The 25,785-nt window shown below is 67.6% G+C and carries 25 protein-coding genes; 17 read left to right on the top strand and 8 right to left on the bottom strand.

The genetic code is table 11. From position 1 onward, the window contains the following. Positions 1-2: 2 nt before the first annotated feature. The 5 genes from rpsB (at position 3) to ACH413_RS47675 (ending at position 4,111) form a co-directional block, all read left to right on the top strand. Positions 3-845, top strand: coding sequence for a 30S ribosomal protein S2 (gene rpsB / locus ACH413_RS47695; protein ID WP_360047340.1), 843 nt, complete (start codon positions 3-5; stop codon positions 843-845). A gap of 71 nt (positions 846-916) precedes the next feature. After that, positions 917-1,732: a translation elongation factor Ts gene (tsf, locus tag ACH413_RS47690; protein WP_093593403.1), complete on the top strand. Its 816-nt coding sequence runs from the start codon at positions 917-919 to the stop codon at positions 1,730-1,732. 126 nt (positions 1,733-1,858) lie between these two features. Continuing rightward, positions 1,859-2,569 carry a UMP kinase gene (pyrH, locus tag ACH413_RS47685; RefSeq protein WP_396426237.1) on the top strand — a complete coding sequence of 237 codons (711 nt, stop codon included), beginning with the start codon at positions 1,859-1,861 and terminating at the stop codon, positions 2,567-2,569. Positions 2,570-2,630: 61 nt separating this feature from the next. Further along, positions 2,631-3,188 (top strand): ribosome recycling factor, encoded by a 558-nt coding sequence (frr, locus tag ACH413_RS47680; protein WP_090066386.1) that lies wholly within the window; start codon positions 2,631-2,633, stop codon positions 3,186-3,188. A gap of 68 nt (positions 3,189-3,256) precedes the next feature. Further along, positions 3,257-4,111: a phosphatidate cytidylyltransferase gene (locus ACH413_RS47675; RefSeq protein ID WP_360047339.1), complete on the top strand. Its 855-nt coding sequence runs from the start codon at positions 3,257-3,259 to the stop codon at positions 4,109-4,111. An 8-nt stretch (positions 4,112-4,119) separates the two neighbouring features. Here ACH413_RS47675 and ACH413_RS47670 read toward each other — a convergent pair whose 3' ends face one another. Continuing rightward, positions 4,120-4,938 carry a VOC family protein gene (locus ACH413_RS47670; protein WP_360047338.1) on the bottom strand — a complete coding sequence of 273 codons (819 nt, stop codon included), beginning with the start codon at positions 4,936-4,938 and terminating at the stop codon, positions 4,120-4,122. Positions 4,939-5,033: 95 nt separating this feature from the next. Here ACH413_RS47670 and ACH413_RS47665 point away from each other — a divergent pair, with 95 nt between their 5' ends. From ACH413_RS47665 to ACH413_RS47650, 4 genes are all read left to right on the top strand, one after another. Then, positions 5,034-5,777, top strand: a complete 744-nt coding sequence (locus tag ACH413_RS47665; protein ID WP_360047337.1) for a class I SAM-dependent methyltransferase — start codon at positions 5,034-5,036, stop codon at positions 5,775-5,777. Between the two features lie 196 nt (positions 5,778-5,973). Beyond that, on the top strand, positions 5,974-6,276 hold the full coding sequence (locus tag ACH413_RS47660; RefSeq protein WP_360047336.1) for a trypco2 family protein: 303 nt from the start codon (positions 5,974-5,976) through the stop codon (positions 6,274-6,276). 40 nt (positions 6,277-6,316) lie between these two features. Then, positions 6,317-12,166, top strand: a complete 5,850-nt coding sequence (locus ACH413_RS47655) for a serine protease (protein ID WP_360047335.1) — start codon at positions 6,317-6,319, stop codon at positions 12,164-12,166. Between the two features lie 10 nt (positions 12,167-12,176). Beyond that, positions 12,177-13,154: an aldo/keto reductase gene (locus ACH413_RS47650; protein WP_360047334.1), complete on the top strand. Its 978-nt coding sequence runs from the start codon at positions 12,177-12,179 to the stop codon at positions 13,152-13,154. Position 13,155: 1 nt separating this feature from the next. Here ACH413_RS47650 and ACH413_RS47645 read toward each other — a convergent pair whose 3' ends face one another. Continuing rightward, positions 13,156-13,542 (bottom strand): PadR family transcriptional regulator, encoded by a 387-nt coding sequence (locus ACH413_RS47645; RefSeq protein ID WP_360047333.1) that lies wholly within the window; start codon positions 13,540-13,542, stop codon positions 13,156-13,158. A gap of 194 nt (positions 13,543-13,736) precedes the next feature. Between ACH413_RS47645 and rlmN the strand changes: the two genes are divergently transcribed. The 4 genes from rlmN to ACH413_RS47625 are packed head-to-tail and all read left to right on the top strand — an operon-like array spanning position 13,737 to position 16,606. Then, a complete protein-coding gene (gene rlmN / locus ACH413_RS47640; protein ID WP_360047332.1) occupies positions 13,737-14,843 on the top strand; it encodes a 23S rRNA (adenine(2503)-C(2))-methyltransferase RlmN in 1,107 nt (368 codons plus the stop codon). A 44-nt stretch (positions 14,844-14,887) separates the two neighbouring features. After that, positions 14,888-15,523 (top strand): hypothetical protein, encoded by a 636-nt coding sequence (locus tag ACH413_RS47635; RefSeq protein ID WP_360047331.1) that lies wholly within the window; start codon positions 14,888-14,890, stop codon positions 15,521-15,523. Then, positions 15,520-16,164, top strand: coding sequence for a hypothetical protein (locus tag ACH413_RS47630; RefSeq protein WP_360047330.1), 645 nt, complete (start codon positions 15,520-15,522; stop codon positions 16,162-16,164). The genes ACH413_RS47635 and ACH413_RS47630 overlap by 4 nt, the downstream gene beginning before the upstream one ends. Continuing rightward, positions 16,157-16,606: a hypothetical protein gene (locus tag ACH413_RS47625; protein WP_360047329.1), complete on the top strand. Its 450-nt coding sequence runs from the start codon at positions 16,157-16,159 to the stop codon at positions 16,604-16,606. Before ACH413_RS47630 ends, ACH413_RS47625 begins: the two co-directional genes overlap by 8 nt. On the opposite strand, the gene ACH413_RS47620 is transcribed toward ACH413_RS47625, so the two are convergent. Beyond that, positions 16,603-17,094, bottom strand: a complete 492-nt coding sequence (locus ACH413_RS47620; protein ID WP_360047328.1) for a carbonic anhydrase — start codon at positions 17,092-17,094, stop codon at positions 16,603-16,605. The genes ACH413_RS47625 and ACH413_RS47620 overlap by 4 nt on opposite strands. Positions 17,095-17,211: 117 nt before the next feature. Further along, positions 17,212-18,405, bottom strand: a complete 1,194-nt coding sequence (locus tag ACH413_RS47615; protein WP_360047327.1) for an RICIN domain-containing protein — start codon at positions 18,403-18,405, stop codon at positions 17,212-17,214. A gap of 138 nt (positions 18,406-18,543) precedes the next feature. Here ACH413_RS47615 and ACH413_RS47610 point away from each other — a divergent pair, with 138 nt between their 5' ends. After that, positions 18,544-20,100 carry a serine/threonine-protein kinase gene (locus ACH413_RS47610; RefSeq protein ID WP_360047326.1) on the top strand — a complete coding sequence of 519 codons (1,557 nt, stop codon included), beginning with the start codon at positions 18,544-18,546 and terminating at the stop codon, positions 20,098-20,100. Here ACH413_RS47610 and ACH413_RS47605 read toward each other — a convergent pair. Next, positions 20,090-20,452, bottom strand: a complete 363-nt coding sequence (locus ACH413_RS47605) for a helix-turn-helix domain-containing protein (protein WP_319977861.1) — start codon at positions 20,450-20,452, stop codon at positions 20,090-20,092. The genes ACH413_RS47610 and ACH413_RS47605 overlap by 11 nt on opposite strands. A 103-nt stretch (positions 20,453-20,555) precedes the next feature. Here ACH413_RS47605 and ACH413_RS47600 point away from each other — a divergent pair, with 103 nt between their 5' ends. Beyond that, complete coding sequence (locus tag ACH413_RS47600; protein WP_360047325.1) at positions 20,556-21,455, top strand: NADP-dependent oxidoreductase; 900 nt, start codon at positions 20,556-20,558, stop codon at positions 21,453-21,455. Here the strand turns inward: ACH413_RS47600 and ACH413_RS47595 are convergent. After that, positions 21,452-21,709, bottom strand: a complete 258-nt coding sequence (locus ACH413_RS47595) for a DUF2631 domain-containing protein (RefSeq protein ID WP_360047324.1) — start codon at positions 21,707-21,709, stop codon at positions 21,452-21,454. The two genes, ACH413_RS47600 and ACH413_RS47595, sit on opposite strands and share 4 nt — an antisense overlap. Positions 21,710-21,864: 155 nt before the next feature. Between ACH413_RS47595 and ACH413_RS47590 the strand changes: the two genes are divergently transcribed. Further along, positions 21,865-23,004, top strand: coding sequence for an ABC transporter ATP-binding protein (locus ACH413_RS47590; protein ID WP_360047323.1), 1,140 nt, complete (start codon positions 21,865-21,867; stop codon positions 23,002-23,004). Then, entirely contained in the window at positions 22,997-24,130 is a 1,134-nt protein-coding gene (locus tag ACH413_RS47585) for a spermidine/putrescine ABC transporter substrate-binding protein (RefSeq protein WP_360047322.1), read from the top strand. The genes ACH413_RS47590 and ACH413_RS47585 overlap by 8 nt, the downstream gene beginning before the upstream one ends. Here ACH413_RS47585 and ACH413_RS47580 read toward each other — a convergent pair. Beyond that, complete coding sequence (locus tag ACH413_RS47580) at positions 24,117-25,229, bottom strand: cytochrome P450 (protein WP_360047321.1); 1,113 nt, start codon at positions 25,227-25,229, stop codon at positions 24,117-24,119. The genes ACH413_RS47585 and ACH413_RS47580 overlap by 14 nt on opposite strands. Continuing rightward, complete coding sequence (locus tag ACH413_RS47575) at positions 25,204-25,743, bottom strand: TetR/AcrR family transcriptional regulator (RefSeq protein WP_360047320.1); 540 nt, start codon at positions 25,741-25,743, stop codon at positions 25,204-25,206. The genes ACH413_RS47580 and ACH413_RS47575 overlap by 26 nt, the downstream gene beginning before the upstream one ends. Positions 25,744-25,785 lie beyond the last annotated feature (42 nt).

Here is a 25,785-nt window from a genome sequence, read left to right as displayed (position 1 = left end):
CCATGGCCGTCGTAACCATGAAGCAGCTGCTTGACAGCGGCGTGCACTTCGGGCACCAGACCCGGCGCTGGAACCCGAAGATGAAGCGCTACATCCTCACTGAGCGCAACGGCATCTACATCATCGACCTGCAGCAGACGCTGACCTACATCGACCGGGCTTACGAGTTCGTGAAGGAAACGGTCGCGCACGGCGGGTCGATCCTGTTCATCGGCACGAAGAAGCAGGCGCAGGAGGCCATCGCCAACGAGGCGCTCCGCGTCGGCATGCCCTACGTGAACCAGCGCTGGCTGGGCGGCATGCTCACCAACTTCTCGACGGTCCACAAGAGGCTTCAGCGCCTCAAGGAGCTCGAGTCGATGGAGCAGACCGGCGGTTTCCAGGGTTTCACCAAGAAGGAAATCCTGATGATGAACCGCGAGAAGGACAAGCTGGAGCGCACGCTCGGCGGTATCCGCGACATGTCCAAGGTGCCCAGCGCCGTGTGGATCGTGGACACCAAGAAGGAGCACATCGCGGTCGGTGAGGCTCGCAAGCTGAACATCCCGATCGTCGCGATCCTCGACACCAACTGCGACCCGGACGAGGTCGAGTTCCCGATTCCGGGCAACGACGACGCGATCCGTTCCGCCGCCCTGCTGACCAAGGTCGTGGCCGAGGCCGCCGCCGCCGGTCTCATGCAGCGCTCCGGTGCTCGCCGCGACGCCGCGGAGGGCCAGGACAAGCCCGAGGTCGCCGCCGACGAGCCGCTGGCGGAGTGGGAGCAGGAGCTCCTCACCACCAACGCCGCCGTCGCGACTGAGGCCCCGGCTCCGGCCGCGGCCGAGCAGCCCGTCCAGTCCTGATCTCCCCCACGAGGTGCCCGCGACAAGCGGGCACCTCGTGACCTAAGCGCGTACATCGCAGAAGGAAAACGATGGCGAACTACACCACCGCGGACGTCAAGAAGCTCCGCGAGCTGACCGCCGCCGGCATGATGGACTGCAAGAAGGCGCTGGACGAGGCTGACGGCGACTTCGACAAGGCCGTCGAGATCCTGCGCATCAAGGGCGCGAAGGACGTCGGCAAGCGCGCCGAGCGCACCACGTCCAACGGCCTCGTCGCCGTCAAGGACGGCGCGATGGTCGAGCTCCGCTGCGAGACCGACTTCGTCGCCAAGAACGCCGACTTCATCGCCCTGGCCGACGACATCGTCGCGCTCGCCAAGGCGAACAAGGTCGCCGACGTCGAGGCCCTCAAGGCCGTCGAGGTCGACGGGAAGACCGTGGACGCGCTGGTCCAGGAGTTCTCCGCCAAGATCGGCGAGAAGCTCGAGCTGGCCAAGGCCGTCGACTACGACGGCACCGTCTCGGTCTACCTGCACAAGCGCGCTGCCGACCTGCCGCCCGCCGTCGGCGTGCTCGTCGAGTACACCGGCGACAACGCCGAGGTCGCCAAGGGTGCCGCGATGCAGATCGCCGCGATGCGCCCGAAGTACGTCACGCGTGACGAGGTCCCCGAGGAGCTCGTCGCCAACGAGCGTCGCATCGCCGAGGAGACCGCTCGCGAGGAGGGCAAGCCCGAGGGCGCGCTCCCCAAGATCGTCGAGGGTCGCGTGAACGGCTTCTTCAAGGACGTCGTGCTCACCGAGCAGGCTTCCGTGACGGACAGCAAGAAGACGGTCAAGGCTCTTCTGGACGAGGCCGGCGTGACGGTTACCCGTTTCGCTCGGTTCGAGGTCGGCCAGAGCTGATTCGCATGAGGGCGGGGTTGCAGGCACCAGCGACCCCGCCCTTGGCGTGTCCACAGAAGTTTCCAGGCCAAAAGCGCGAGGAGAGGACCTGTGAGCGAAGAAGGCAGCCACGGCTACAACCGGGTGATGCTCAAGCTCGGTGGCGAGATGTTCGGCGGCGGTGGCGTCGGTGTTGATCCCGATGTCGTCCAGACAGTGGCCAAGCAGATCGCGGCCGTCCACAAGTCCGGCGTGCAGGTCGCCGTCGTGATCGGTGGTGGCAACTTCTTCCGCGGGTCCGAGCTCCAGCAGCGCGGGATGGACCGTTCGCGCGCCGACTACATGGGCATGCTCGGCACGGTCATGAACTGCCTGGCGCTGCAGGACTTCCTCGAGCGCGAGCACGGCATCGACACCCGCGTGCAGACCTCCATCCAGATGACGCAGGTCGCCGAGTCGTACATTCCCCGCCGCGCGATGCGTCACCTCGAGAAGGAACGCGTCGTGATCTTCGGTGGCGGCGCCGGTCTGCCGTACTTCTCCACGGACACCACGGCCGCCCAGCGCGCGCTGGAGATCGGCTGCGAGATCGTCCTGATGGCCAAGGCCGTCGACGGCGTCTACACGGCCGACCCCAAGATCGACCCGGACGCGTTGATGTTCGACAACATCACCCACCGCGAGGTCCTGGAGCGCGGCCTCAACGTCGCCGACGCGACGGCGTTCAGCCTCTGCATGGACAACAACATGCCGATCCTCGTCTTCAACCTCCTCACCGAGGGGAACATCGCGCGCGCGGTGCGTGGTGAGAAGATCGGCACTCTGGTCAGCACCCCCGGTGGCCGCCCGGCCTTCTAGACCTGGTGGGATCTCTCCAGGACCGGGAATTGGGCACGAACACGCAGAGCAAGGAGCAGTCGTGATCGACGAGACCCTCCTCGACGCCGAGGAGAAGATGGAAAAGGCGGTTTCGGTGGCGAAGGAGAACCTCTCCTCCGTCCGAACCGGTCGTGCGACTCCCTCGATGTTCAACCGAATCCACATTGACTACTACGGCTCGATGACGCCGCTGAACCAGATGGCGAGCATCACCGTTCCCGAGGCGCGCATGGCGGTCGTCAAGCCGTACGACGCGGGCCAGCTCAACGCCATCGAGAAGGCGATCCGGGACTCCGACCTGGGCGTCAACCCGAGCAACGACGGCGCGATCATCCGCATCGTCATCCCGCAGCTCTCCGAGGAGCGCCGCCGGGACATGGTGAAGGTCGCGAAGTCGAAGGGCGAGGACGCGAAGGTCTCCCTGCGCGGCGTCCGTCGCAAGGCGAAGGAAGAGATCGACAAGCTCGTCAAGGACGGCGAGGTCGGCGAGGACGACGGAGCCCGTGGCGAGAAGGAGCTCGAGGCTCTGACCCACCGCTACGTCGCGCAGGTCGAAGAGCTCGTGAAGCACAAGGAAGCCGAACTCCTCGAAGTCTGATGTTCCACTGATGGTTCGCCCGGCCGAGTCGCCGCAGGCGTGATTGCCCAGGCCGGGCGGAGGTCTCGATGGGAGCACAGGTGGCAGGCGGTCCCGCGGACGTCCCCACGTCCAAGCCGTCGCGCGCGGGTCGTGACCTGCGCGCGGCGATCCTGGTCGGGGTCGGCCTCGGCGCCCTGATCCTGGTGTCGCTGCTGACCGTGAAGGAGACCTTCATCGGCATCGTCGCGGCTGCCGCGGCGGTGTCGACGTGGGAGATCACGAACGCCTTCAAGAAGGCCGGCATCAACGTCGCCCTGTGGCCCGCGTTGATCGGTGGCCAGGCGATCATCTGGCTGTCGTGGCCGCTGGAGCGCTCCGGCATGATGACCGCGTTCGTGGTCACCGTGCTGGTGTGCATGATCTGGCGGTTCCGCGGCGGCTCGGACGGCTACCTGCGCGACCTGAGCGCGTCGGTGTTCACCGTCGCGTACATCCCGTTGTTCGCGGCGTTCGCGGCCATGCTCGTCGTTCCCGAGGACGGTGCGGGCCGCGCGTTCGCGTTCATCATCGGAGTGGTGCTCTCGGACGTCGGCGGTTACGCGGCCGGTGTCTTCCTCGGCAAGCACCCGATGGCACCGACGATCAGCCCCAAGAAGTCCTGGGAGGGCTTCGCGGGCTCGTTGACCGCCGGTGCGGTCGGCGGCGCGATCACGGTGACGACGCTGCTCGACGGCCAGTGGTGGCAGGGCGCGCTGTTCGGTGCCGTGCTCGTCGTCACGGCCACCGCGGGCGACCTGGTCGAGTCGCTGATCAAGCGCGACCTCGGCATCAAGGACATGGGCACGCTGCTGCCCGGCCACGGCGGCCTGATGGACCGGATGGACTCGCTCCTCCCGTCCGCCGTCGCCTCCTGGCTGCTGCTGCACCTCTTCGTGCAGTAGTCGGGCATTCAGTCGTCGAACGGGTCGTCGACCTCGCTGCGCGGCTCGGCTTCGATGACGCGGGACTGGTCGATCACGGAGAAGGCCATTCCCGCGTGGTCCTCGACCACGGTGATGCGTCCGAACGGGGTGTCGTAGGGCTCGACGGTCACCCGGCCGCCCAGTTCCAGCACCCGGTAGGCCACCGAGTCGGTGCCGATCTCGGGCGCGGCGTTGAAGTAGACCATCCAGTGGGAGCGCTCTCCGTAGGGGAACTCGCGCCCCATCTTCTGCCGGCCGATCACCTCGGTGCCCTCGACGGACCACGACGCGTAGTCCAGCCGATGCCCGTCGCCGATCTGCGTGATGTCGTAGTGGCACAGCTCGCCGAAGAACTCGTCGGCCGCCGCACCGTCACGGGTGTTCAGCTCGGCCCAGGCGTAGGCGCCGTGCCCGCCCGTGCCGAACCGCCAGTCCGGTGGCACGTGCCGGAACCCGACGACGGCGCCGGTCGGGTCCTCGATCACCGTGCTCTGCGTGTGGTCGGCGGCGTCCTCCGGGTTGCGCAGCACCGATCCGCCGAGGTGGAAAGCCTTCTCCGCGGTCGCGCGCGCATGGGGCGTGACCAGGTACAACCGCCACGCGTCCGGTTCACCCTGCGGCAGTCCGGCGACGGGGATGCCGTCCACCATCGCCACGGTGTAGCCGTCGTCGTCGGCGTAGTGCCAGCCGAACAGGCCGGTGTAGAACTCGATCGCGGCCTTGAGGTCGTCGACGGATCTCTCGACCCAGCACGGACTTCCGGACAGCAACGGCGCGAGCTGGGGCGTGTTGGGCGCGATCGACACTGCCGCCTCCTGCAGGGAAAGAAGTGCCACAACGCTACGCCGTAGTTGGACGAATTCGAACGGTCATCGGCAAATGGAAGCCCTACAGTGTCTTCGTGAGGGGATTCGTGCGAGCGGCGCTGAACGCGGTGCGTCCGGCGGAAGTCGTGCCCAGTCCGAACATCTGGCACTGGCCCGACGTCTACGAGGTCGAAAACCGCGCGCAGGACGTCCACGGCGCGATTTGGGCGGCGTTAAGCGAAGAATGTCTGTTTGGCGGCCGGGACGTGGTGGACGTCGGCTGCGGCGACGGATTCCATTTGCCGCTGATCGCTCGCACCGCGAAGTCCGTCACGGGCGTCGAACCGCACCCGCCTCTGGTCGTCCGGGCCAGGCAGCGGACGGCCGGCTTGGCCAATGCGCGCGTCGTTTCCGGTCCCGCGCAACGACTTCCGCTCGACGACGCCTCTGCCGACGTCGTGCACGCCCGCACCGCCTACTTCTTCGGACCGGGCTGCGAACCGGGACTGCGCGAAACGGACCGCGTGCTGCGGCCGGGCGGCGCGCTCGCGATCGTGGACCTGGACGGCTCGGCCGATCCGTACGGCCCCTGGCTGCGCGCCGACGAGCCGCGCTACGACCCGGCCGTGGTCGAGAAGTTCTTCGCGGACAACGGGTTCTCGCTGCGACGCGTCACGGCGGAGTGGCGGTTCGAGAAGCGGGAGGACCTGGAGGCCGTGCTGCGCATCGAGTTCTCCGCGAAGGTCGCCGAACGGGCGATCGCCTCCGTGAACGGACTGAGTTTTCCGGTCGGCTACCGCGTGCACGTCCGGCGCAAGCCGCAGGGCCTGATCCTCTGACGAGCGCTCCCCGGCCGGGCTCGGCGGCTGCCTGTCGCGCACCGAACGGACGCATTTCGCGTGGCTATCACCGCAGTTCAAGCCCGTCCGAATTGGACTTTCAAATCCGGCGGTAACGCTCCGCGTGCACCCTTCGATCACCCTGGGCAGGGATCGCGACTGCGTTCCCGTTGCCGGGTTTCCGAAAGGTGTCCTCATGGCGGAGATTGGGTTGGCAGAGGCGATTCAGGCTTTGCGAGCCGAACTGGCGGAGTCCATCGCGGGCTCGGCCGACCAGGACATCAAGTTCAAGCTAGGTACGGTCGACCTGGAATTCCAGGTGGCCGTGAGCGACAAGGTCGAAGGCACCGCGGGAATCAAGTTCTGGGTGGTCAACGCCGGGGTGAAGGCGTCGGGATCCAACTCCGCCACGCACACCGTCAAGATCCAGCTGCAACCGAGCAAGGCTGACGGAACCGAGGTCTGGACCGGCGATCGGACCAGCCGGTTCCCGGACTGAGCGCGAGGTCGTTTTGGTTGCTCTGGGCAAGCCCCGGTTGGTGGAGGTACTCGGCGGAGGGGGCGAATACGGTTCCGGATATCGCATCAGCACGCATTTGATCCTCACCGCCGCGCATTTGCTGCACGAGGAAATTTCCAAACACAAGGTGCGGCTCAGTGGCGGCACGCCCACGGACGCGGAAGTCGTGTGGCGGGGCGCGCCCGGCGTCGACATCGCGGTGCTCAGACTGGTTCAACACCCATCAGCTGAAACAAGCCCCGCGGTGTTCGGTGACCTGTCGTCCTCGACCCGCTCGCAAATCGACTTCGAGGCGTCGGGCTATCCGAAGTTCACGACGCGGTCGAGCGCGGAGGACGATCCCGGCGTTCGAGAGTCCAAACACGTCGTCGGCACCATTCAGGCCGAGTCGAACAGCAAGACCGGGTTGCTCGATCTCTCGATCACCACCGCCGCACCGCGTGACACCACCGGTGATCCCTGGGTCGGGATGTCCGGCGCGGCTGTGCGGACTCCGCAGGGCCTGGTGGTCGGTGTGATGTCACGCAGGCTGCCGGCGGCGGGGACGAGCAGTGCCGATGCCGTCGACATCGGCCGTGCGCTGGCAGATCCGCTGTTCGCCTCGATCATTCGCGAGAACGGCTGTTCGGTCGTCGCCGTGGCGGAGCGGCAGTCCGATTCTGTTGTGTCTCATCAGCGCATGGTCGCGGGACTCTCGAAGTTCCGGCGCAATCTGATCGCGGAGCGGTTGCCCTTCGTGGATCCGGGTGACCACGACTCCGCACCCGGCCGCTTGTTCGAACGGTTGAAGGTGGAAGGCGGACGGGGTCTTCTGCTCGTGGGCGTCGCCGGCTCGGGCAAGAGCCGTACGTGTTTCGAGGTCGCACAGGTGGCCGAGAAGCACGACTGGCGAGTTCTGCACGTCAAGCCGGGTGAGCCGCTCGCCACCTACGACGACGTGGACACCGCTGTGCGCGAGTCGGGACTTCCCACTCTCGTGATCGTCGACTACGCGAGCGAGTACCGCGGGTTCGAGCCCGCGGCCCTGTGCGATCGGCTGATCCCCGATGCGCGAGCCAGAGGTCAGCACGTCGCGGTGCTGGCGTCGGCTCGTCCTGGCTGGCTGCTGGTGTCGAAGGCCGACCCGGTCAAGCGAGCGTTCGACCAGGTGCATCTGCGCACGGACCCGGATCACCTGGCCGCCGTCCAGGACGCGATCCTCCTCGTCGAAGCGCCCACGGCCATCGAGAGGTACGGCAGGCCGTGGTTGTCGGCGATATGCGGCAAGAGACCGGTCATCACGATGCTGATCGCACGTGAGATCGAGGCCCGTGTCCTTTCTGGATTGCTGGTGCAGCCGGACCAGGACGTCACCACCAGGTCCGGAGACCTGCTGAGGTGGCTGAACCAGCGACTGGCCGAGGACGAGATGGACGTCCCCGCACCCGAGTCGATGTGGGACGTGGTGAGCCCGACGCCACGCCTGCAGGCGATCAGCGCTCTGGTGGCTTCCTGCCCGCAATCGCGGCCGGCCGTCGAGGCCGCGGCGGCCGTGACCCTCCGCGAACTCGGTCAGCCCGACTCACACGCACCGCACCTGGTCGACGTGCTTCTCCGCATGGGTTGGCTGGAAGACGGAGGCGACGAGCTCGAGGTGGTTCATGACATCGTCGTCGACCAACTGCTGGAACGAGTTCTGCTCAGCTCGCCGGAGAATCGCGTTCGCACCGAGGCCGCGGAAGCGGTGCTGGCACCCTGCTACGCCTCCGCGCGAACCTGCGGCAGATACGCGACGCAGCTGAACAGGCTCATGAGGGACCTCGAGATCGGTGCCGCGACGGCACTCGGAGACTTCTGCCGAACCTGGATGAGACGCCACGCGGCGCGGGTCAACGAGGCCATGTGCGCAGATCCGCTGGCAGGGGGATATGCGCTCGGAGCCCTGCTCGACGGGCCCCCGTGGGGTGACACGCCCGAGGTGCTCTGGCCGGAGCTGATCACGCCGTGGCTGGAGCAGTACGGCGACACGGTGCACGCGAGACACCTGTTCTACAGAGGACTGCGCCTGTACGACGCGGGGCACCTCGTGCCGTCCGCGGTCCAGTGGCTGAACGCGAACATCGATCGCCTGGAAGCGGAGTTCGTGCTCGGCGCGCTCCTGGCTCGCAGGGACTCCGGTGAACACCGGGACGAGATCCTCGATCTGGCGATGACGTGGTTCACCACGTTCTGCCGCGTCAGAGAAGCCCACTTCGCGCTTCGAGGTCTGCTGGGTTGCGCGGATCTCGGCGACCGTCTCACCCCTGTGCTCAAACAAGGGCAGCAGTGGTTGCGGCGGCACCGCGACAAGCCGGAGGCCGGCGGCGTGCTGGCGGCGCTGGTGACCAGAACCGATCTGGGCGACAACCACGCGACCGCGTCGATCAACTGGAGTGTCGCCTGGCTCGGCACCTATCCGGACAACGCGAACACGCACCACGTGCTGGCCGCTCTGGCGACTCGATCCGACCTGCTCGCGGTCACGGATGTCGTGCTGCGACACGCGATGAGCTGGCTCGAGGTTCATCGCACGGCAGCGGAGGCGTCACGCCTGCTGTTCACCCTGATGGCTCGCTCCGATCTCGGCGAGCGGCGGGAGAGGCTCGTCGAGCACGGCATGGCGTGGCTGCGCGTCAACAACCAGCACGGAGGGGCAGGTCAGGTTCTGCACGGCCTGCTCGCGCTCCAGGACTCTGCCGACGTCGACGCGACGGTCTCGGAGGCGCTCACCTGGATCTCCTCGGGGCCCGGCACGTCCAGCGCCATGGCGCTGGCCAAGGCCATGCTCGCCGCGCCTCATCTCGGGCAGCACGGGGACACCGTGCTGGCGGCCGCCGAAACAGTCCTGCGGCACAACTGGGCGGATGCCGAGGCGTGTCACCTGCTGAGAATTCTGCTGTCACGCCCCAACCTGCCCGCGCGCATGGCCGAGTTGAGCGTCGGTCACGCGCTCAACTGGCTGAGCCTCCACGTGGACAGGTCGTTCGCCTGCCACGTCATCGGGCCGGTGCTGGTCGCGCAACTGGGGGACGACCAAACCGCTTCTGCTCTGGCCTACGCGCGACAGTGGCTGGCGCAGTACGAAAACCACCTTCGAGCCGACTTCGTGCTCAAGTCCATGCTCATGCTGCCGCGTCTTTCGAGGGCGACGCTGTCCGCCGTGTCCGGTCATGTGCTCAGGTGGCTCGAAAGCTGCGCGGACGTGGCGGACATCAGTTACACGGTCAGCAGGTTGGTCCTGCGTGCCGGAGTGGATCAGGCGACCGTGTCGAAGCTCGTCAAGTACGCGTTGCCCTGGCTGAAGAACAACCTCGAGGAGGACGGCGCCGGCCACCTGCTGCAGGGTCTGCTCGCGCGGATGGATCTGGCGGCGGACGACCTGGCCGAGGTTCTCGGCCACACCGAGACCTGGTTGGAGACCAACGCCAGGAAGTTCCACGCCACCTACGTTCTGGGGCGGCTCTTCGCGCGTCGTGATCTCGATCCGGACCTCGAGGCTCGCGTGCTGGAGCTGGCTCTGGGGTGGTTGAGGGAATCCGGGTACGGCCGAACCGCTGAGGCGGAATATCTCTTCCGGCCTTTGCTGACGACGGCCGGCCTCTTGCGTGAGTCGGCACCCGTGGTGTTCGGCCATGTCTTCGACTGGATTGATTCGCACCGCGGCCTGACTGATGTCAGTTTCGTCCTCGGTCGTGTGATCATGCATCCCGAAGTCGATGGCGAAACTTTCGCGAAAGCCGAGCGCGTGGCGTTCTCCTGGCTTGACGAGAACCCTGGCCATCGCGGCGCCGGTCACGTGCTGCAGAGCGTTCTGTCCCGGGAAGATCTCGACGGGGCGAGCCTGTCGGCGGTGGTCAAGCGCGCCGAGACCTGGCTGGAGGACAACGCCGGGGAGTTGACCGCCGCGAACGTCCTGGGACGGCTTGTTTCGCGCCGTGATCTCGATCCGGACCTCGAGGCTCGGGTGCTGGAGCTGGCTCTGGGCTGGCTGGGGGAACCCGAGCGCAGCCTGAGCGCTGAGGCGGAGTACCTCATCAAGCCTTTGCTGGCGGTGGCCGGTCTTTCGCGTGAGTCGGCGTTCGTGATGTTCGGCCACGTGTTCGACTGGCTTGATTCGCGCACTGAGTCGGCTGACGTCAGTTACGTCATCAGCCGGATGCTCGCGCATCCCGAGGCCGACGAGCCGACTGCGGCGAAGTTGATGAGGTACTCGATCGACTGGCTGGACCACAAGATCCACGAGGACAGTGCGGGACGTCTGTTGCAGGTCCTGCTCGCCAGGAGAGATCTGGACGAACCCGCCACGGCCGCGCTTCTCGGTTTCGCCGACCTGTGGCTGGCGAACAACACCACGAACCCGAACGCCGGGTTCGTCCTGGGCCGGTTCGTGTCACGTGACGATCTTGGTGTCGCGTACTCCGCCGACGCCTGGATCCACGCCCAGTGCTGGCTCGACCGCAACCAGGGCGCGCCCAGCGGCGTTCACGTCCTGAGAGGACTCCTCAGGAGACCGGACCTGGACTTCGCCGCTGCCCCGGCGTTGTGGGAGTACCTCCTCACCTGGCTCAAGAGCAACGTGACGGTGCCGGATGCGGGCTACATGCACAGCCACACGCTCAAGCATCGCGGCCTCGACGCCGAACAGTCGAAGGTCGTCTCAACGCTCGCGTTGCAGTGGCTGGACCACAACCCCGAACACGGCAGCGCCAACTACGTCCTGCAGCGCATGCTCAAACTGCCGGACCTCGACGAGGCCAGCGCCGGCGCGGTGCTGGGCCACGCCGGCACCTGGCTCGATCGCAACCAGGGGCACCTGGGCGCGAGTCACCTCCTGACCGTCCTGCTCGACGCCGCCGACCGGAACTCCCGGGCGATCGTGGTCGCCAGGGAGAGCGCGATGAGCTGGTTGCGGCTCCAGTCCGCGCACCGGGGGTTCGCCAAGGTGCTCTCCGCGTTGCTCAAGTCGGCAACGCTCAGCGCCGGGCCGGACGTGGCCGAGGTCGCCGACCTGGCCATGGACTGGTTTCGCTGGAACGCCGACGATCCCGGGGTGGGAAGCGTGCTGACCGCTTTGGTCGCTCGCATCGATCAGGAGCCTTACTTCTGCGCCGCGGACGAGGTCGTCCACCAGGCCCATCAGTGGTGCGAGCATCACCTGACCGATCCTGGTCCTGCCCGGTTGCTCGGGTCGCTCGTCAAGGCCGACTGTCCCGCGAACCCGTCCGCGATCATGAGCACCGCTCTGCGGTGGCGAGAGCACAACCGCGCTCACCCGCGGGCTTGGCTCGTCATCGTCCCGCTGCTCCAGTCGAGGCATCTCAACGACGGGCGGCAGCGCGCCGGGGTCGTCGAGTGGGGGCTGGGCTGGGTCGATGACAACCCCGGCGCCTACCAGGCCGGGCACCTGCTCTGGACGTTGCTGTCGACGGACTTCAGCCCGGAGGCCGCGAGGTGCGCGGAGCGGTGGTTCTTGTCGCACCACCGCGAAGCCAGGGCTCACAAGGTCATCGACGCGCTCATCAAGTTCGTGTACCCGTGTGTCTCCGACGCGGAGATCTCAACCACGGTGACGGAGGTGACGGAGTGGATCACCGATCACCTCGGCGACGTGCGGACCGGCAAGTTGATCGGCGAGATGCTCGCCCTGGAACCGTTGCGCGGTCCTGTTGCGGACGAGGTCCTCGATCGTGCCGTGGAGTGGTTGAAGCTCTTCGGGAGCCATCCCGAGGCGGGCGAGGTCGTGGATCTCCTGGTCTCGCATCCGGACCTGGGAGAGCGTGCACCGCAGGCAGCGGTGTTCGCGTTGCGGTGGCGCCAGCACAACCCGGAGGCTCCGGCGATCGGCGACTAGGCTTCGATTCGTGGAGAAGCGAAACGCAGGCAGGTTGAACCGCCAGGTCGGCGTCGTGGGACTGGGCTGCTGGCAGCTCGGCGCGGACTGGGGCGAGGTGGACGAGAGCGACGCGCTCGCGTTGCTGCACGCCGCGGCCGACACGGGGGTCGACTTCTTCGACACCGCCGACGTGTACGGCGACGGTCGTAGTGAGACGCTCGTCGGGCGGTTCCTCAAGGAGCGCAAGGACGACGGGGTGTTCGTCGCCACGAAGATGGGGCGGCGGCTGCCGGCGCAGGTCGCGGAGGGGTACAGCCGGGAGAACTTCCTCGCGTGGAACGACCGGAGCCGCCGCAATCTGGGCGTCGACACGTTGGATCTCGTGCAGCTGCACTGCCCGCCCACCGCGGTGTACAGCCGTGACGAGGTGTACGACACCTTGGACGAGATGGTTGAGCAGCAACGGATTGCCGCCTACGGCGTGTCGGTGGAGAAGGTCGAGGAGGCGCTGGAGGCGATCAGGCGTCCGCACGTGGCCAGCGTGCAGATCATCCTGAACGCGTTCCGGCTCAAGCCCCTCGAGGAGGTGCTGCCCCAGGCCGCGCAGGCGGGGGTCGCGATCATCGCGCGGGTGCCGCTCGCGTCCGGGTTGCTGACCGGGAAGTACGACAGGGCAACGACTTTCGGTGCGGATGATCACCGCAACTACAACCGCAACGGCGAGGCCTTCGACGTCGGCGAGACCTTCTCCGGAGTTCCCTACGAGGTGGGCCTGGAGGCGGTGGAACGCCTGCGGCCGCTGGTGCCGGAAGGTGCCACGATGGCGCAGTTCGCGCTCAGGTGGATCGTGGACCAGTCCGGCGTCACGGTGGTGATTCCCGGTGCTCGCAACGCGGAGCAGGCTCGGGCGAACTCCCAGGCCGCCGGGTTGCGACCGGTGGACGGCAAGGCCGTCGCGGCGGTGTACGACGAGCTGATCCGGCCGCACGTGCACGACCGGTGGTAGGTCACTCCTCGGCGAGGATCGCGTACAGCTTGCGGCGCAGCTCGTTGTAGTGCTCGGCGGCGCGGGTCTTCTGTTCGGGCGTGCCCGCGTGGGAGATCTGCTCCATCGCGGCGCCGAGCAGCCGGACCGCTGTGCGCAGTTCGCCGTCGACCGGGTCGAGCTGGATGTCGATGTCGTTCCAGGGCGGGGCCGTGTGCTCCGCCCTGCCGTGCTCGGTCAGCGTGAACAGCTTCTTGCCTCCTTCTTCCAGTGCGGAGACGAGGCCTTCGTCGGCGAGCATCTGCAGCGTCGGGTAGACCGAGCCGGGGCTCGGGCTCCACACGCCGCCGGTGCGCTTGGCGATCTCCTGAATGATCTCGTAGCCGTGCATCGGCCGTTCTGCCAGCAAGGACAGAACTGCCGCCCGGACGTTGCCGCGCCTCTGTCGGCCGCCCCTGCCGCCGCCCCCGAAGGGACCGCGGCGATGCCTGTGGTGGTGCTCTCTGTGGTGTGGTTTCATCATCATGTCGCTAACGATATATCGGAATCTATCGCGATGCAACGGTCTTGTGTTGGTGAAGTTCGTGGGACACTAGATGTGCTATGACCTCGCTTCCCCTTGTCTTCGACGCGCCCAAGCGCGGCCTGCCGCCGCGCCACCTGGTCGACCTCTCGCCCGCCCAACGCGCGGAAGCCGTTGCGGCCCTGGGGGAGAAGCCGTTCCGGGCGAAGCAGCTGTCGAACCACTACTTCAGCCGCCTGACCGTCGACCCCGCCGAGATGACCGACATCCCGGCCACCACGCGCGACAAGCTCGTCGCCGACCTGATGCCGCCGTTGTTCACGGTCGTGCGCAAGGTCACGGCAGACGAGGGCGCGACGTCGAAGACCCTGCTGCGCGCGCACGACGGCACGCTCATCGAGTCCGTCCTGATGCGCTACCCGGACCGCGCGACGCTGTGCATCTCGTCGCAGGCCGGCTGCGGCATGGCGTGCCCGTTCTGCGCTACCGGCCAGGGCGGCCTGCAGCGCAACCTGTCGACCGCGGAGATCGTGGACCAGGTGCGCCTCGGCGCCGCCGCCATGCGTGACGGCGACCTGCCCGGCGGCCCCGGCCGGCTGTCGAACATCGTGTTCATGGGCATGGGCGAGCCGCTCGCGAACTACAAGCGCATCCTCGAGGCAGTCCACCGCATCTGCGACCCGGCGCCGGACGGCCTGGGCATCTCGCAGCGCCACGTGACGGTGTCGACGGTCGGCCTCGTGCCCGCGATCAAGAAGCTGACCGAGGAGAACCTCCAGGTCCGCCTCGCCGTGTCGCTGCACACGCCGGACGACGAGCTGCGCGACACGCTGGTGCCGGTCAACACCAAGTGGAACGTCGCCGAGGTGCTCGAAGCGGCGCGCGGCTACGCGGACAAGACCGGACGGCGCGTGTCCATCGAGTACGCGCTCATCCGCGACATCAACGACCAGGGCTGGCGGGCGGATCTGCTCGGCAAGAAGCTGCGCAAGTACCTGGGGCAGCTCGTGCACGTGAACCTGATCCCGCTGAACCCGACGCCGGGCAGCAAGTGGGACGCGTCGCCGAAGCCGGTGGAGCGGGAGTTCGTGCGGCGGGTGCGTGAGCAGGGTGTCGAGTGCACCGTGCGGGACACGCGTGGGCAGGAGATCGCGGCCGCCTGCGGTCAGCTCGCCGCCGAGGGCTGAAATCGGTCGCCGTAACCGTTGACCTGCCTCTAGCGTTCCCCGCGATGAAACTCGAGGGGGAACGCTGGCGCACGCTCGTCAGCACGGTGAGGCTGGGCAAGGACGAGTACCGCGTGGTACGGCCTGCCCTGCCGTTGCGTCATGCGCCGCTGTACGAGGGGTACATGGGCGTCGAGATCTGCGTGGACAAAGCGGCTGCACGGACGATTGCCATGGCTTGGGCGTTTGCGATGCGGTCGCCACGCACGTTGGTGTACCTGCCATTGCGGCAGAGCGACCGCGAGTGCCGCAGCAGCGACGGGCCCGCGCTGGACCTGGTGCTGTTGCACCACGGCCTCGGGTTCCGGCGGTCGAAGTGGAAGGACGTGCGCGCCAAGCTGCGGGACGCTCGACCGCACACCGTTGTGTGCCAAGGGATGCCGGAAGAGCGCCCGGTGCCCCGGTGGACGCCGGAGACGCTGCGCGGCGAGATCGCGGAAAGCACCGTGTTCGTCGTGGGTGACAGGCCTGCGTTTCAGGCCGGCGGACGGGCGTTGCGGCAGCTGGTCGAGGACTGCCCGCGGCACATGCACGGGGTTCCCGGCACGCACTGTTGCGCCGAGGTCACCGCCAAGGACCGGCACTGGAACTGGTTGCACGTCGTGTACTGCGACGAGCACCGGGTGAGCACGCGCCGATGAAGCTGACGGGGGAACGCTGGCGCACGCTCGTCAGCACGGTCAGGCTGGGGCGGGACGAGTACCGGGTGGTGCGGCCTGCTCAGCCCGTGAAGCACGCACCGCTGTACGAGTCGTGGGTGGGCGCTGAGTCGTGTGTGGACAAGGCCGCGGCACGGACGATTGCTATGGCCTGGGCGTTTGCGATGCGGTCGCCGCGCACGTTGGTGTACTTGCCGTTGAAGCAGACCGACGCCGCAGAATGTGTCTGGAGCGACGGCCCGTTCCTGGATCTGGTGCTGTTGCACCACAGTCTGGGCTTCCGGCTGTCTAAGTGGAAGGAAGTGCGGGGCAAGCTCGGCCCTGGGCGGCCGCACACCGTCACCTGCCAAGGCTTTGGAGCGGAACCCGACTACGACCGGTTGCACCACAAAGACAACCGGGACGTGCTGCGCGGGGAGATCTCGGGCGACACGGTGTTCATGGTGGGGAGCGCACCTGCGTTCCACTCGCAGGGACAGGAGTTCCGGAGACTGGTCGAGGACGGCCATCAGTTCATGCACGAGAATCCAGGCGAACACTGCTGCGCGGAGATCACCGAAGACCAGCGGCACTGGAAGTGGCTGCACGTGATCTACTGCGAAGAGCATCGCGTACATGCCTGAAGGGACCGCGAAATTGGGTGTCTTGTACGACTACTTCGTCGCGCCGTCGGACGAGCTCGCGGCCGCCACGATCGACGGCGGGCCGGTGGGGGTGTTCAGGACGGTCGAGACCAAGTCGCTCGATCCCGTTGTGGTGATGGGGCAGCTGGAAGAGCTGCTCACCGGCAGGCCCTACGACGAGGTGTTCGAGGACTCGCGGTGCGGCGACGACCTGGCGATCGAAGATGACGGTGAGGTGCTGGTCCTCACCGTCACCGACGGGCTGAGGGACGGGCTCGCCGCGGCCGGGGGGCTCTACGAGATCGCGGCGGCCTGGGCGAAGATCGAGGAGCTGAACGGGTTCGATCCCCTCGTTCTGGCCGAGATCCTGGGTGAGCTCCAGGCCCTGGCCGCGGAAGCCGTCAAGAACGAGGAACGGCTCTACTGCTGGGTGTGCGTCTAGGGCTTCACCTCGGTCAGCACGCCGGTGGCGACGTCGAAGACGAAGCCGCGCACGGAGTCCTTCACCGGCACGAACGGGTTGCCGGTGATGCGCGCGAGTGACTGGCGCACGTCCTCTTCCAGGTCGCCGAACGCCTCGGCGGACCAGGAGGGCTTGATGCCGACCTCGTCCTGGATCGAGCGCTTGAACTCGTCGTCGGTGAACGTCAGCATGCCGCAGTCGGTGTGGTGGATGAGGATGATCTCGCGCGTGCCGAGCAGGCGCTGGCTGATGGCGAGCGAACGGATCTCGTCCTCGGTCACGACGCCGCCGGCGTTGCGGATGACGTGCGCCTCGCCCTCCTGAAGCCCCAGCACGCGGTACACGTCGATGCGGGCGTCCATGCACGCCAGTACGGCCACGTGCTTGGCCGGTGGCAGCGGGAGCGGGCCGGAGAACTGGGCGGCGTACGAAGCGTTGTTGGCGAGCAGTTCGTCGGTCACCGACATGATTCATGTCCTCTCACCTGGATGTATAGGTGAGCAAACTGTTGTATGCGCATACCTGCAACTGCGCCCGGAGAGTGAGAAAGGCCCCCACTCAGACACAAGCGGGGGCCGACACATCTACAGCTGCCAGTTCTGGTTCGCGCCGCCCGTGCACGTCCAGATGTTCAGCTTCGTGCCGTCAGCGGAGGAGTTGCCGACCGCGTCGAGGCACTTGCCGGACTGCGGGTTGCGCAACGTGGTGCCGACGCGTGACCACACCTGCGCCCCGGTTCCGTTGCACGTCCACAGGTGCACGACCGTCCCGTCCGCAACGCCGGACCCGTTGACGTCCATGCACTTTCCCAAGGCGCGCAACGTGTCCCCGACGCGCGACCACTGCTGGGCGCCACTGCCGTTGCAGCCCCACAGCTGGATCGCGGTGCCGTCGGCGGTGCCGGAGTTGCTGATGTCGACGCACTTTCCGCCGATGCCGACGATCGCGCCGGACCCCGACGAGGTCAGGAACTGGCTGCGCGCCACGTTCCAGTGCGTCGCCAGGTAGGAACCAGAAGCGGGGTTGGTGTGGAAGTAGTCGTCACCGCCGCAGTCGAGCTGGTTCTCGGGTGCGCCGGGGCAGACGTTCACCAGGCCGCCGGGCGGGTTCGGGATGCCGCCGTCGTTGTAACACATGATGTCCTGGTCGTCCCAGCAGTGACCGAACGCCGTGGAGTGCGGTGCCGAACGCTGCACGGCGCCCAGCGTGTGCAGCAGTTCGTGGCCACTGGCCTGCCACGTCCAGCAGCCCGTTCCCACTGCGGCGTAAGAAGGTCCGGAGTTGTAGCCGTTCTCGGCGCCGGGCCGGTCGTCGCCCGGCGCGCCCCACGCCACGCCGCAGCCGTCGGAGTCGTGCCAGAACAGGTACTTGCGATCAGTGCGGTTGTAGCCACGAGCAGCCAGTTGATCCGCGACGGCCGAAGGGGAGGACATCGCCGACTGAGGGACGACAACGTTGTCCACCTTCGCGCGGCAGTCGGCCTGCGTCACGAAACGCACGTGCCGAACGCCGCCGCCCAGGCGTGAAGCGGCCTCGACGAACGAGTTGTCGATCTGGTCGGCGAACGTCTGGAACTGACCCACGAGCTGCGAATACCGGTCCGCGGACTGGTCGCCGCGCACGTACACGGCCTGAACGCGCTTGCCGCTCACGCCGTCGCCGTCACACACGACGGACTGGACCGAAAAACCGGGGGAAGGCTGCCGGAACTCGTCCGGCAGGTCGTCCACGATGGGACTGAGCAGGGACAACGCCACGAGCAACACGCCAAAAGACATGAGAGAGACCGCCTTCAACGCGATGACAGGGAAGCGGTCTAGACCATCTCGAACGGTAGCGAACCCGGCACGCACTGTCAGCGGACAGAACCGGACAGGAAACCGGTCGGCACGGGCGTCCGGCTACCATGCGGGCTCGTGGGGGAAGAGACAAGGCTGGTCGCGGGCAGATACGCGACGCTCAGAGAGCTGGGCCGGGGCGGCATGGGGGTCGTCTGGCTCGCCGAGGACCGGGTCATCGGACGGCAGGTCGCGCTCAAGGAGCTGCGGACCACCGAGACCGAGCGGGTGCTGCGGGAGGCCCGCACGGCAGGGCGCCTGAACAGCCCGAACGTCGTCGGCATCTACGACGTCATCGTCGAGCACGGCGCGACGTACCTGGTCATGGAGCTCGTCGAGGCGCCCACGCTCTCCGAGGTCATGACCCGCAGGTCCCTCACCGAGGACGAGGTCGCGGACATCGGTCTGCAGACGCTCAACGCGCTCGAAGCGGCGCACGCGGCGGGCATCGTGCACCGGGACGTCAAGCCCAGCAACATCATGGTGCTGCCCGACGGACGCGTGAAGCTCGCCGACTTCGGCATCGCCCGCGCGATGGACGATCCGGGACTGACCGCGACCGGCGGCATCATGGGTTCACCCGGCTACATGGCGCCGGAGTTGTTCGCGGGCAAGCAGCCGTCACCGGCGAGCGACCTGTGGGCGTTGGGCGCCACCATGTTCCACGCGATCGAGGGCCGCTCGCCGTTCCAGCGCGACACGACCGCGGCCACCATGCACGCGATCATGTACGAGGAGCCGGTCCTGCACCGGACCAGGGGCCCGCTCGCCGACACGATCATGGCCCTGCTCAGCCAGGACGACACCCGCAGGCTCACGGCGGCCCAACTGCGGGAACGACTCAGCGGTGCCACCACCACGGTCAAGCCGCTGACGCCGTCCGAGCAGACCGTCGTCATCGAACCGGTCACGAGCTACGTCACGCCGAACACACCGACGCACGCGGACTGGGACGAGAAACCCAAGTCCCGCAAGAAGATCGGTGTGTTCGCCGGTGCCGCGGCCGTGCTCGTGGTGATCGCGCTCGTCGCCGTGTTCCTGCTCAAACCCGATGCCCAGAAGGGGATCGCCGCCGCCCAGCAGAACATCGGCGCGACGACCACCACGGCCTCGTCGTCGAGCGAGGCGCCGAGCAGCAGTTCCGCCGCCCCGAGCAGCAGCCAGGTGTCGAGCTCCGCGCCGTCGAGCGCCCCGAAGTCGACCCAGGCGCAGGCCCCGCCTCCGCAGACGACGCAGCCGAAGCCGGAGCGCAAGACGGTCGCGATCACCCGCTACATCAAGCAGGGCACGCCGTTCCACTTCAGCGGAGTGCCGGGCGCGGGGCCTCCCGCGGGGTTCACCGCCGAGAACACCGGAGGGCTCGGCAGGCTGCTGGTGAACCCGGAACCGGGGACCAAACCGCTGGTCGCGTGCCGCGTGAAGGGCTCGGGCGACCACATGACGTCACCGTGGCCGGACTGCGAAGGGCACGACAAGCTCTGGGACCTCGGCTACGTCTTCAACGACAGGCCGGCCGACGTTCCCGCGTTGCAGCTGTACCGCTGCATCTTCGAGGGCGCGCACTTCGACTCGCTCGACCCGAAGTGCGAGGGGCAGAAGACGGAGTGGTCCTACGGCTGGGTCGTCACCGGCTAGTGGCGGGCTCCAGGCCGAGGGGTTCGGAACTGTCGAACGTCTCGCGCGCCTCGGCCACGGACTCGTAGTTCTTCTGCGCCCACAACCGCAGCGCGGCCAGCGGCTCGGTGACGCTGCGCCCGAGCTCGGTCAGTTCGTACTCGACGCGCAACGGCACCGAGGGGTAGACCGTGCGCGTGACGAGCCCATCGCGCTCCAACGTGCGCAACGTCTGCGTGAGCATCTTCTGGCTGACGCCCTCCAACCGGCGCTTGAGCTCGCCGAACCGCTTGGGCCCGTCCTCGAGGTCGCCGATCACCAGCGCCGTCCACTTCGACGCGACCATGTCCAGCAGGTCGCGGCACGGACACATCTTGAGATAAACGTCCCTGATCACAGCTAGTTTCTATCAGGTACCTAGTGCACAAGATAGTGCCTAATTGCGAAGAGTGACCAACTCTCCCATGCTTGACAGCATGCGAGCGATCATCCAGAACGAGTTCGGCGGCCCTCTCACCCTCGGCGACGTGCCCAAGCCCGCGCCGCTTCCGACGGAGGTCCTGGTCAGGGTGCACGCCGCCGGCGTCAACCCGGTCGACTGGAAGACCCGCGCCGGCAGCGGCATGGCCGGGATGCAGACCTTCCCGTTCATCAACGGCTGGGACGTCTCCGGTGTGGTCGAGGAGGTCGGTTTCGGCGTCACGACCCTCAAGCCCGGCGACGAGGTCTACGGCATGCCGTGGTTCCCGCGCGCCGCGAGCGCCTACGCCGAGTACGTCACCGCGCCGTCCCGCCACTTCGCGAAGAAGCCGAAGAGCCTCACCCACGTCGAGGCGGCCGCACTCCCGCTGGCCGCGCTCACCGCGTGGCAGATCCTCGTCGACACGGCGGACGTGCAGCCGGGGCAGAAGGTGCTGATCACGGCCGCGGGCGGCGGCGTCGGCCACCTCGCGGTCCAGATCGCGAAGGCGCGCGGCGCGTACGTCATCGGCACCGCGCGTGAGCCCAAGCACGCGTTCCTGAAGGAGATCGGCGCCGACGAGGTGATCGACTACACGGTGGGCGACTACGCCGGGACTGACGTCGACGTGTTCGTCGACCTCGTCGGCGGCTCGTCACCGCAGTCGGTGCGGCCCGGTGGGTTGTTCGTCGGTGTGCCGTCCGGAGTGGACAGGCCGATGCGCGACGACATCAGGACCAGCCCGATCCTGGTCGAACCCGACCGCGCGGGTCTGGAGGCGATCGCGGCGCTGGTCGAGTCGGGCGAGCTCGAGGTGCACGTCGACGCGACGTTCCCCCTGGAAGACGCCGGAAAAGCACATGCCCTGGGCGAGACGGGCCGCACCCAGGGCAAGATCGTGCTCGAGACGCTCTAGCGGCGCCAGGACGTGCGGCGGCGAGCCGTGTCCCACACCAGGAACGCGATGATCGTGACGCCGGTGGCGATGAGGAAGATGTTCTCGGTCTTACCGTGGTGGTTGCCGATCAGCATCAGGAAGCAGAAGCCCGCCGAGAGCCAGCCCGCGATGCGGGTGCCCTTGGGGAACGTGCCGTGCCAGCCCCACTCGTGCGACGGTTCCTCGTGAGGGTCGACGGCAGGACGCTTGTCCAGTTCCGAGGACGTAGCCACGGTTTCCTCCACTGCTCATCCGGATTACGAGGTCATCGTCGCACATGACGACGAGCACGGAGGTGTGAGGTCGCGCGCGCACGACTGACGAGCGAGGTCGGACGGGTTTAGGCTCTTCGAGGCCTACCCGTTCGATCTTGCGAAGGCGCCTCGACTTGACCGGCTTCTCTCCCGCCGAGGCCTCCACCCCGGACACGTTCGCCCCCGTCGAGATCGGTCTCCACGGTGTGCGCAAGCGCTTCTCCGACCAGGTGGCGGTCGACGGCGTTTCGCTGAACGTCCACGAGGGCGAGTTCTTCTCGGTGCTCGGCCCGTCGGGCTGCGGCAAGACCACGGTCCTGCGCATGATCGCCGGTTTCGTCGACCCCGACGAGGGCCGCATCGAGCTCGACGGCAACGACATGGTCGGCGTCCCTCCCTATCGGCGGGACGTCAACACCGTCTTCCAGTCGTACGCGCTGTTCCCGCACATGTCGGTGTGGGACAACGTCGCGTACGGCCTCAAGCGCAAGAAGCTCCGCGGCGACGAGCTGAAGAAACGCGTCGGCGAGCACCTCGAACTCGTGCGGTTGTCGCAGTTCGCCAAGCGCAGGCCCACGCAGCTCTCTGGCGGGCAGCAGCAGCGCGTCGCCATCGCCCGTGCGCTCGCCGCCGGTCCGCAGCTGCTTCTGCTGGACGAACCGCTCGGCGCGCTGGACGCCAAGCTCCGCAAGGAGTTGCAGATCGAGCTGATGCGCATCCAGCGCGAGGTCGGCACGACGTTCCTCTACGTCACGCACGACCAGGAAGAGGCACTGGTCCTCTCGCACCGCGTCGCCGTGATGAACGCGGGCAAGATCGAGCAGGTCGGTTACCCCGAGGACGTCTACGAACGGCCCGCGACCCGGTTCGTCGCCGGGTTCATCGGCACGTCCAACATCCTGGACGCCGAGGTGTCCGGTGTGGACGGTGAGTTCGCCGCGCTCACGGCTCCCGGCGCCACGAACCTGCGCGCCAAGTTCTCCGGCAGCATCAGCCACGGCAAGAAGGTCGCCGCGACCGTGCGGCCGGAGAAGGTGCACCTGTTCAACGAGACCGCCGAGCCGCCGACGGGCTGGTGCGTGCTCCAGGGCGTCGTTCAGGACGTCGTCTACACGGGCGTGTCCACGCAGTTCGTGGTCGACACCCCTGGTGGCGTGCTCACGGCGTTCGTGCAGAACGCCCAGCGCATCGACGACGCGGGCGCGCCCGGCCAGACCGTGCGGATGGCCTGGGACCCCGAGTTCACCGTGCTGCTGGAGCAGAAGGATGGCTGAGCAGGTCCGGATCGCCCGGCTGTGGGACGTCGACAGCCCTCGGGTGACCCGCCGCACGATGCTGGGCTCGATGGCGTTCTTCGCGCTCGCCGCCTGCGCGGTCGGCCCCGCGCCCACGAACACCGGCGGTCCGAGCGAGGGCAGGGCGGTCAACCTGACCGACGAGCCCAAGCTCAACTTCTACAACTGGACCGACTACATCGCGCCGGAGACGTTGCCGGGCTTCACGGCGGTGAGCGGCATCGAGGTCACGTACGACAACTTCTCCACCAACGACGAGATGGAAGCCAAGATCGCGTCCGGCCAGGCGGGCTACGACCTGGTGGTGCCGAGCGACAACTTCCTGCGCCGGTTCCTGCGGTCCGGCCTGCTCCAGCCGCTGGACCACGACGCGCTCGGCAACCTGCGCAACCTGGAGCCGCGGTTCGCCGAGGCCGAGTACGACCCGGGCAACCGGTACTCCGTGCCGTGGGCCTGGGGCACCACGGGCCTGGCGTACTCGAAGTCGCAGATCGGCGGCGACGTCACCGGGTTCGACGCCTTCGACCTGCCGAACGCGCAGGGCCGCAGCTCGATCCTCGACGAGGCCCGCGACGGCATGGCGATCGGTCTGCTCAAGCTCGGCCACGACCCGAACACCACTGACGCGAAGCAGATCGACGACGCGGCGAACTTCCTGCTGTCGTTGAAGAAGAAGCTCGGCCAGATCACCTCCGACGTGATCGAACCGCTGACCTCGGGCCAGGTGCGGCTCGCGCAGTCGTACTCCGGTGACGCGTTCCAGGCGCGTGCCACCAACGACGACATCGGGTACGCCATCCCGACGGAGGGCGGACTGTCCTACGTGGACTTGCTCGTCATCCCGAAGGACGCGCCGCACGCCGCGAACGCGCACCGGTTCATCGACTACGTCCTCGGCGCGGAAGCGGGCGCGGCGCTGTCCAACGCCGTCCGGTACGGCAGCCCCAACGCCGCCGCGAAGCCGTTGATCGACAAGGAACTGCTGAACGACCCGGTGGTCTACCCGCCGGAGGACCAGCTGAGGAAGCTCCCGTTCACCAAGGACCTCGGCGGAGACGCCGAAGCGCTCTACGCCGACGCCTGGACGAAGGTCAAGACCGGCTGACGGGGAACGACTTCATCCCGCGGATCACCACCGAGTCGCGGAACACCACCGGGCCCGTCTGCCGCAGGTCCGGCATCCGGCGGGCCAGCGCGCGGAACGCCACCTCGCCCTCCATGCGCGCGAGCGTCGCGCCCAGGCAGTAGTGGATGCCGCTGGAGAACGCCAGGTGCTCGGGCTTGTGCACGCGCATCACGTCGAACTTGTGCGGCTCCGGGTAGACCTCCGGGTCGCGGTTCGCGGCGGCGATCAGCAGCGTCACGACCTCGTCCTTGCCGATCCGGTGGACCCGCTCGTGCGCAATCCTGCTGGTCATCTGCACCGGCGGCGCCCAGCGCAGCGTCTCCTCGACCACGGCGGACGCCAGTTCCGGGTTGGCCTTGAAGAGCTTCCACTGCGACGGGTGGTCGAGCAGCGCGCGCGTGCCGTTGCCGATCAGGTTGACCGTGGTCTCGAAGCCCGCGACCAGCAGCAACACCAGCGTGCTGAGCATTTCCTGCGGGGTGAGCCTCTTCTCGGCCTCGGCTGCGACCAGGGAACTGATCACGTCGTCACCCGGCGTCCGGCGGCGTTGCGCGATGAGCCGGTCGAACAGTTCGAGCACCTTGTCGTTGGCGTCGGCCATGTCCGCGGTGACGCCGCTGTCGATCGACGCGGCGACGAGCGCGCCGTAGTCCGCGAACTCGGCCGTGTCGGCGTCCGGGATGCCCAGCAGGTCGCTGATCACCGAGATCGGCAGCGGCGCCGCGAAGTCCTCGATCAGGTCGAACTCGTCGCGGTCGAGCAGCGCGTCGGCGACCTTCTCGACGCGCGTGCGGTACTCGTCGATCTTCTTCGGGCTGAACGCCGGCGTCGCGATCCTGCGCAGCCGGGTGTGGTCCGGCGGGTCGAGTTCCAGGAACGACTCGGCCAGCAGGCTGCCGTTGGCCGGACGGCTCCCGTCGGAGTACCGCATGCCGAACCGCCGGTCGCGCAGGATCGTGTTGGCCACCGGGTGGCTCGTCGTGACCCAGTTGCCACCGTCCCCGCTCAGCGGCCCGAGTGCGCGCAGCCGCTCGTAGACCGGATGCGGGTCCTCATGTCCGGTCAGCTGCTCGAACATCACTTACCCCCTCGAACACCGTGGACAGCACGAACCGGGGAGCGTCCAGCGGCGCGAGACGGCCGTCGCTGATCGCCTCCCAGGCGTTGAAGAGCCCGGCGTAGAGGGTGTTGAGGATCCACCACGCGGGCAGGTCGCGGCGCAGCTTGGTGCCCTGCAGCCGGGTGATCAGGTCGAGTACGGGCCGGTCCATCGCACGGATGCGGGCCGCCAGTTCCTCGTCGCGGTCGAGGCCGGGGAAGCGGAGCAGGAACTCCACTCGCGGGCCTAGTGCGACCAGGCGCGTCATGAGGTCTTCCAGTGCGTCGTCGCCGTCGAAGTCGACGTGGCACGCCACCGAGTCGATCAGGTCCAGCGCGTCGCTCGCGAGGGCGCGGACCAGTGCCGTCCGGGTGGGAAAGCGCTTGTGGAGTGTGGTCCTGCCGACACCGGCGGCCCGCGCCACGTCGCCCAGGGACGCGGTCGGGTCCTTGAGCAGCACGGATGTCGCCGTCTGCAGCAGGTGAACACTCATGTTCACAACGGTACACGGATGTTCGCATGGCAGGATGTGCGC

Origin of the sequence: Lentzea sp. NPDC020367, assembly GCF_044387305.1 — a bacterium.
Classification (GTDB): Bacteria; Actinomycetota; Actinomycetes; order Mycobacteriales; family Pseudonocardiaceae; genus Lentzea.
The sequence above is the reverse complement of the archived record's forward strand: the minus strand, read 5'-3'. Positions and strand labels throughout refer to the sequence as shown.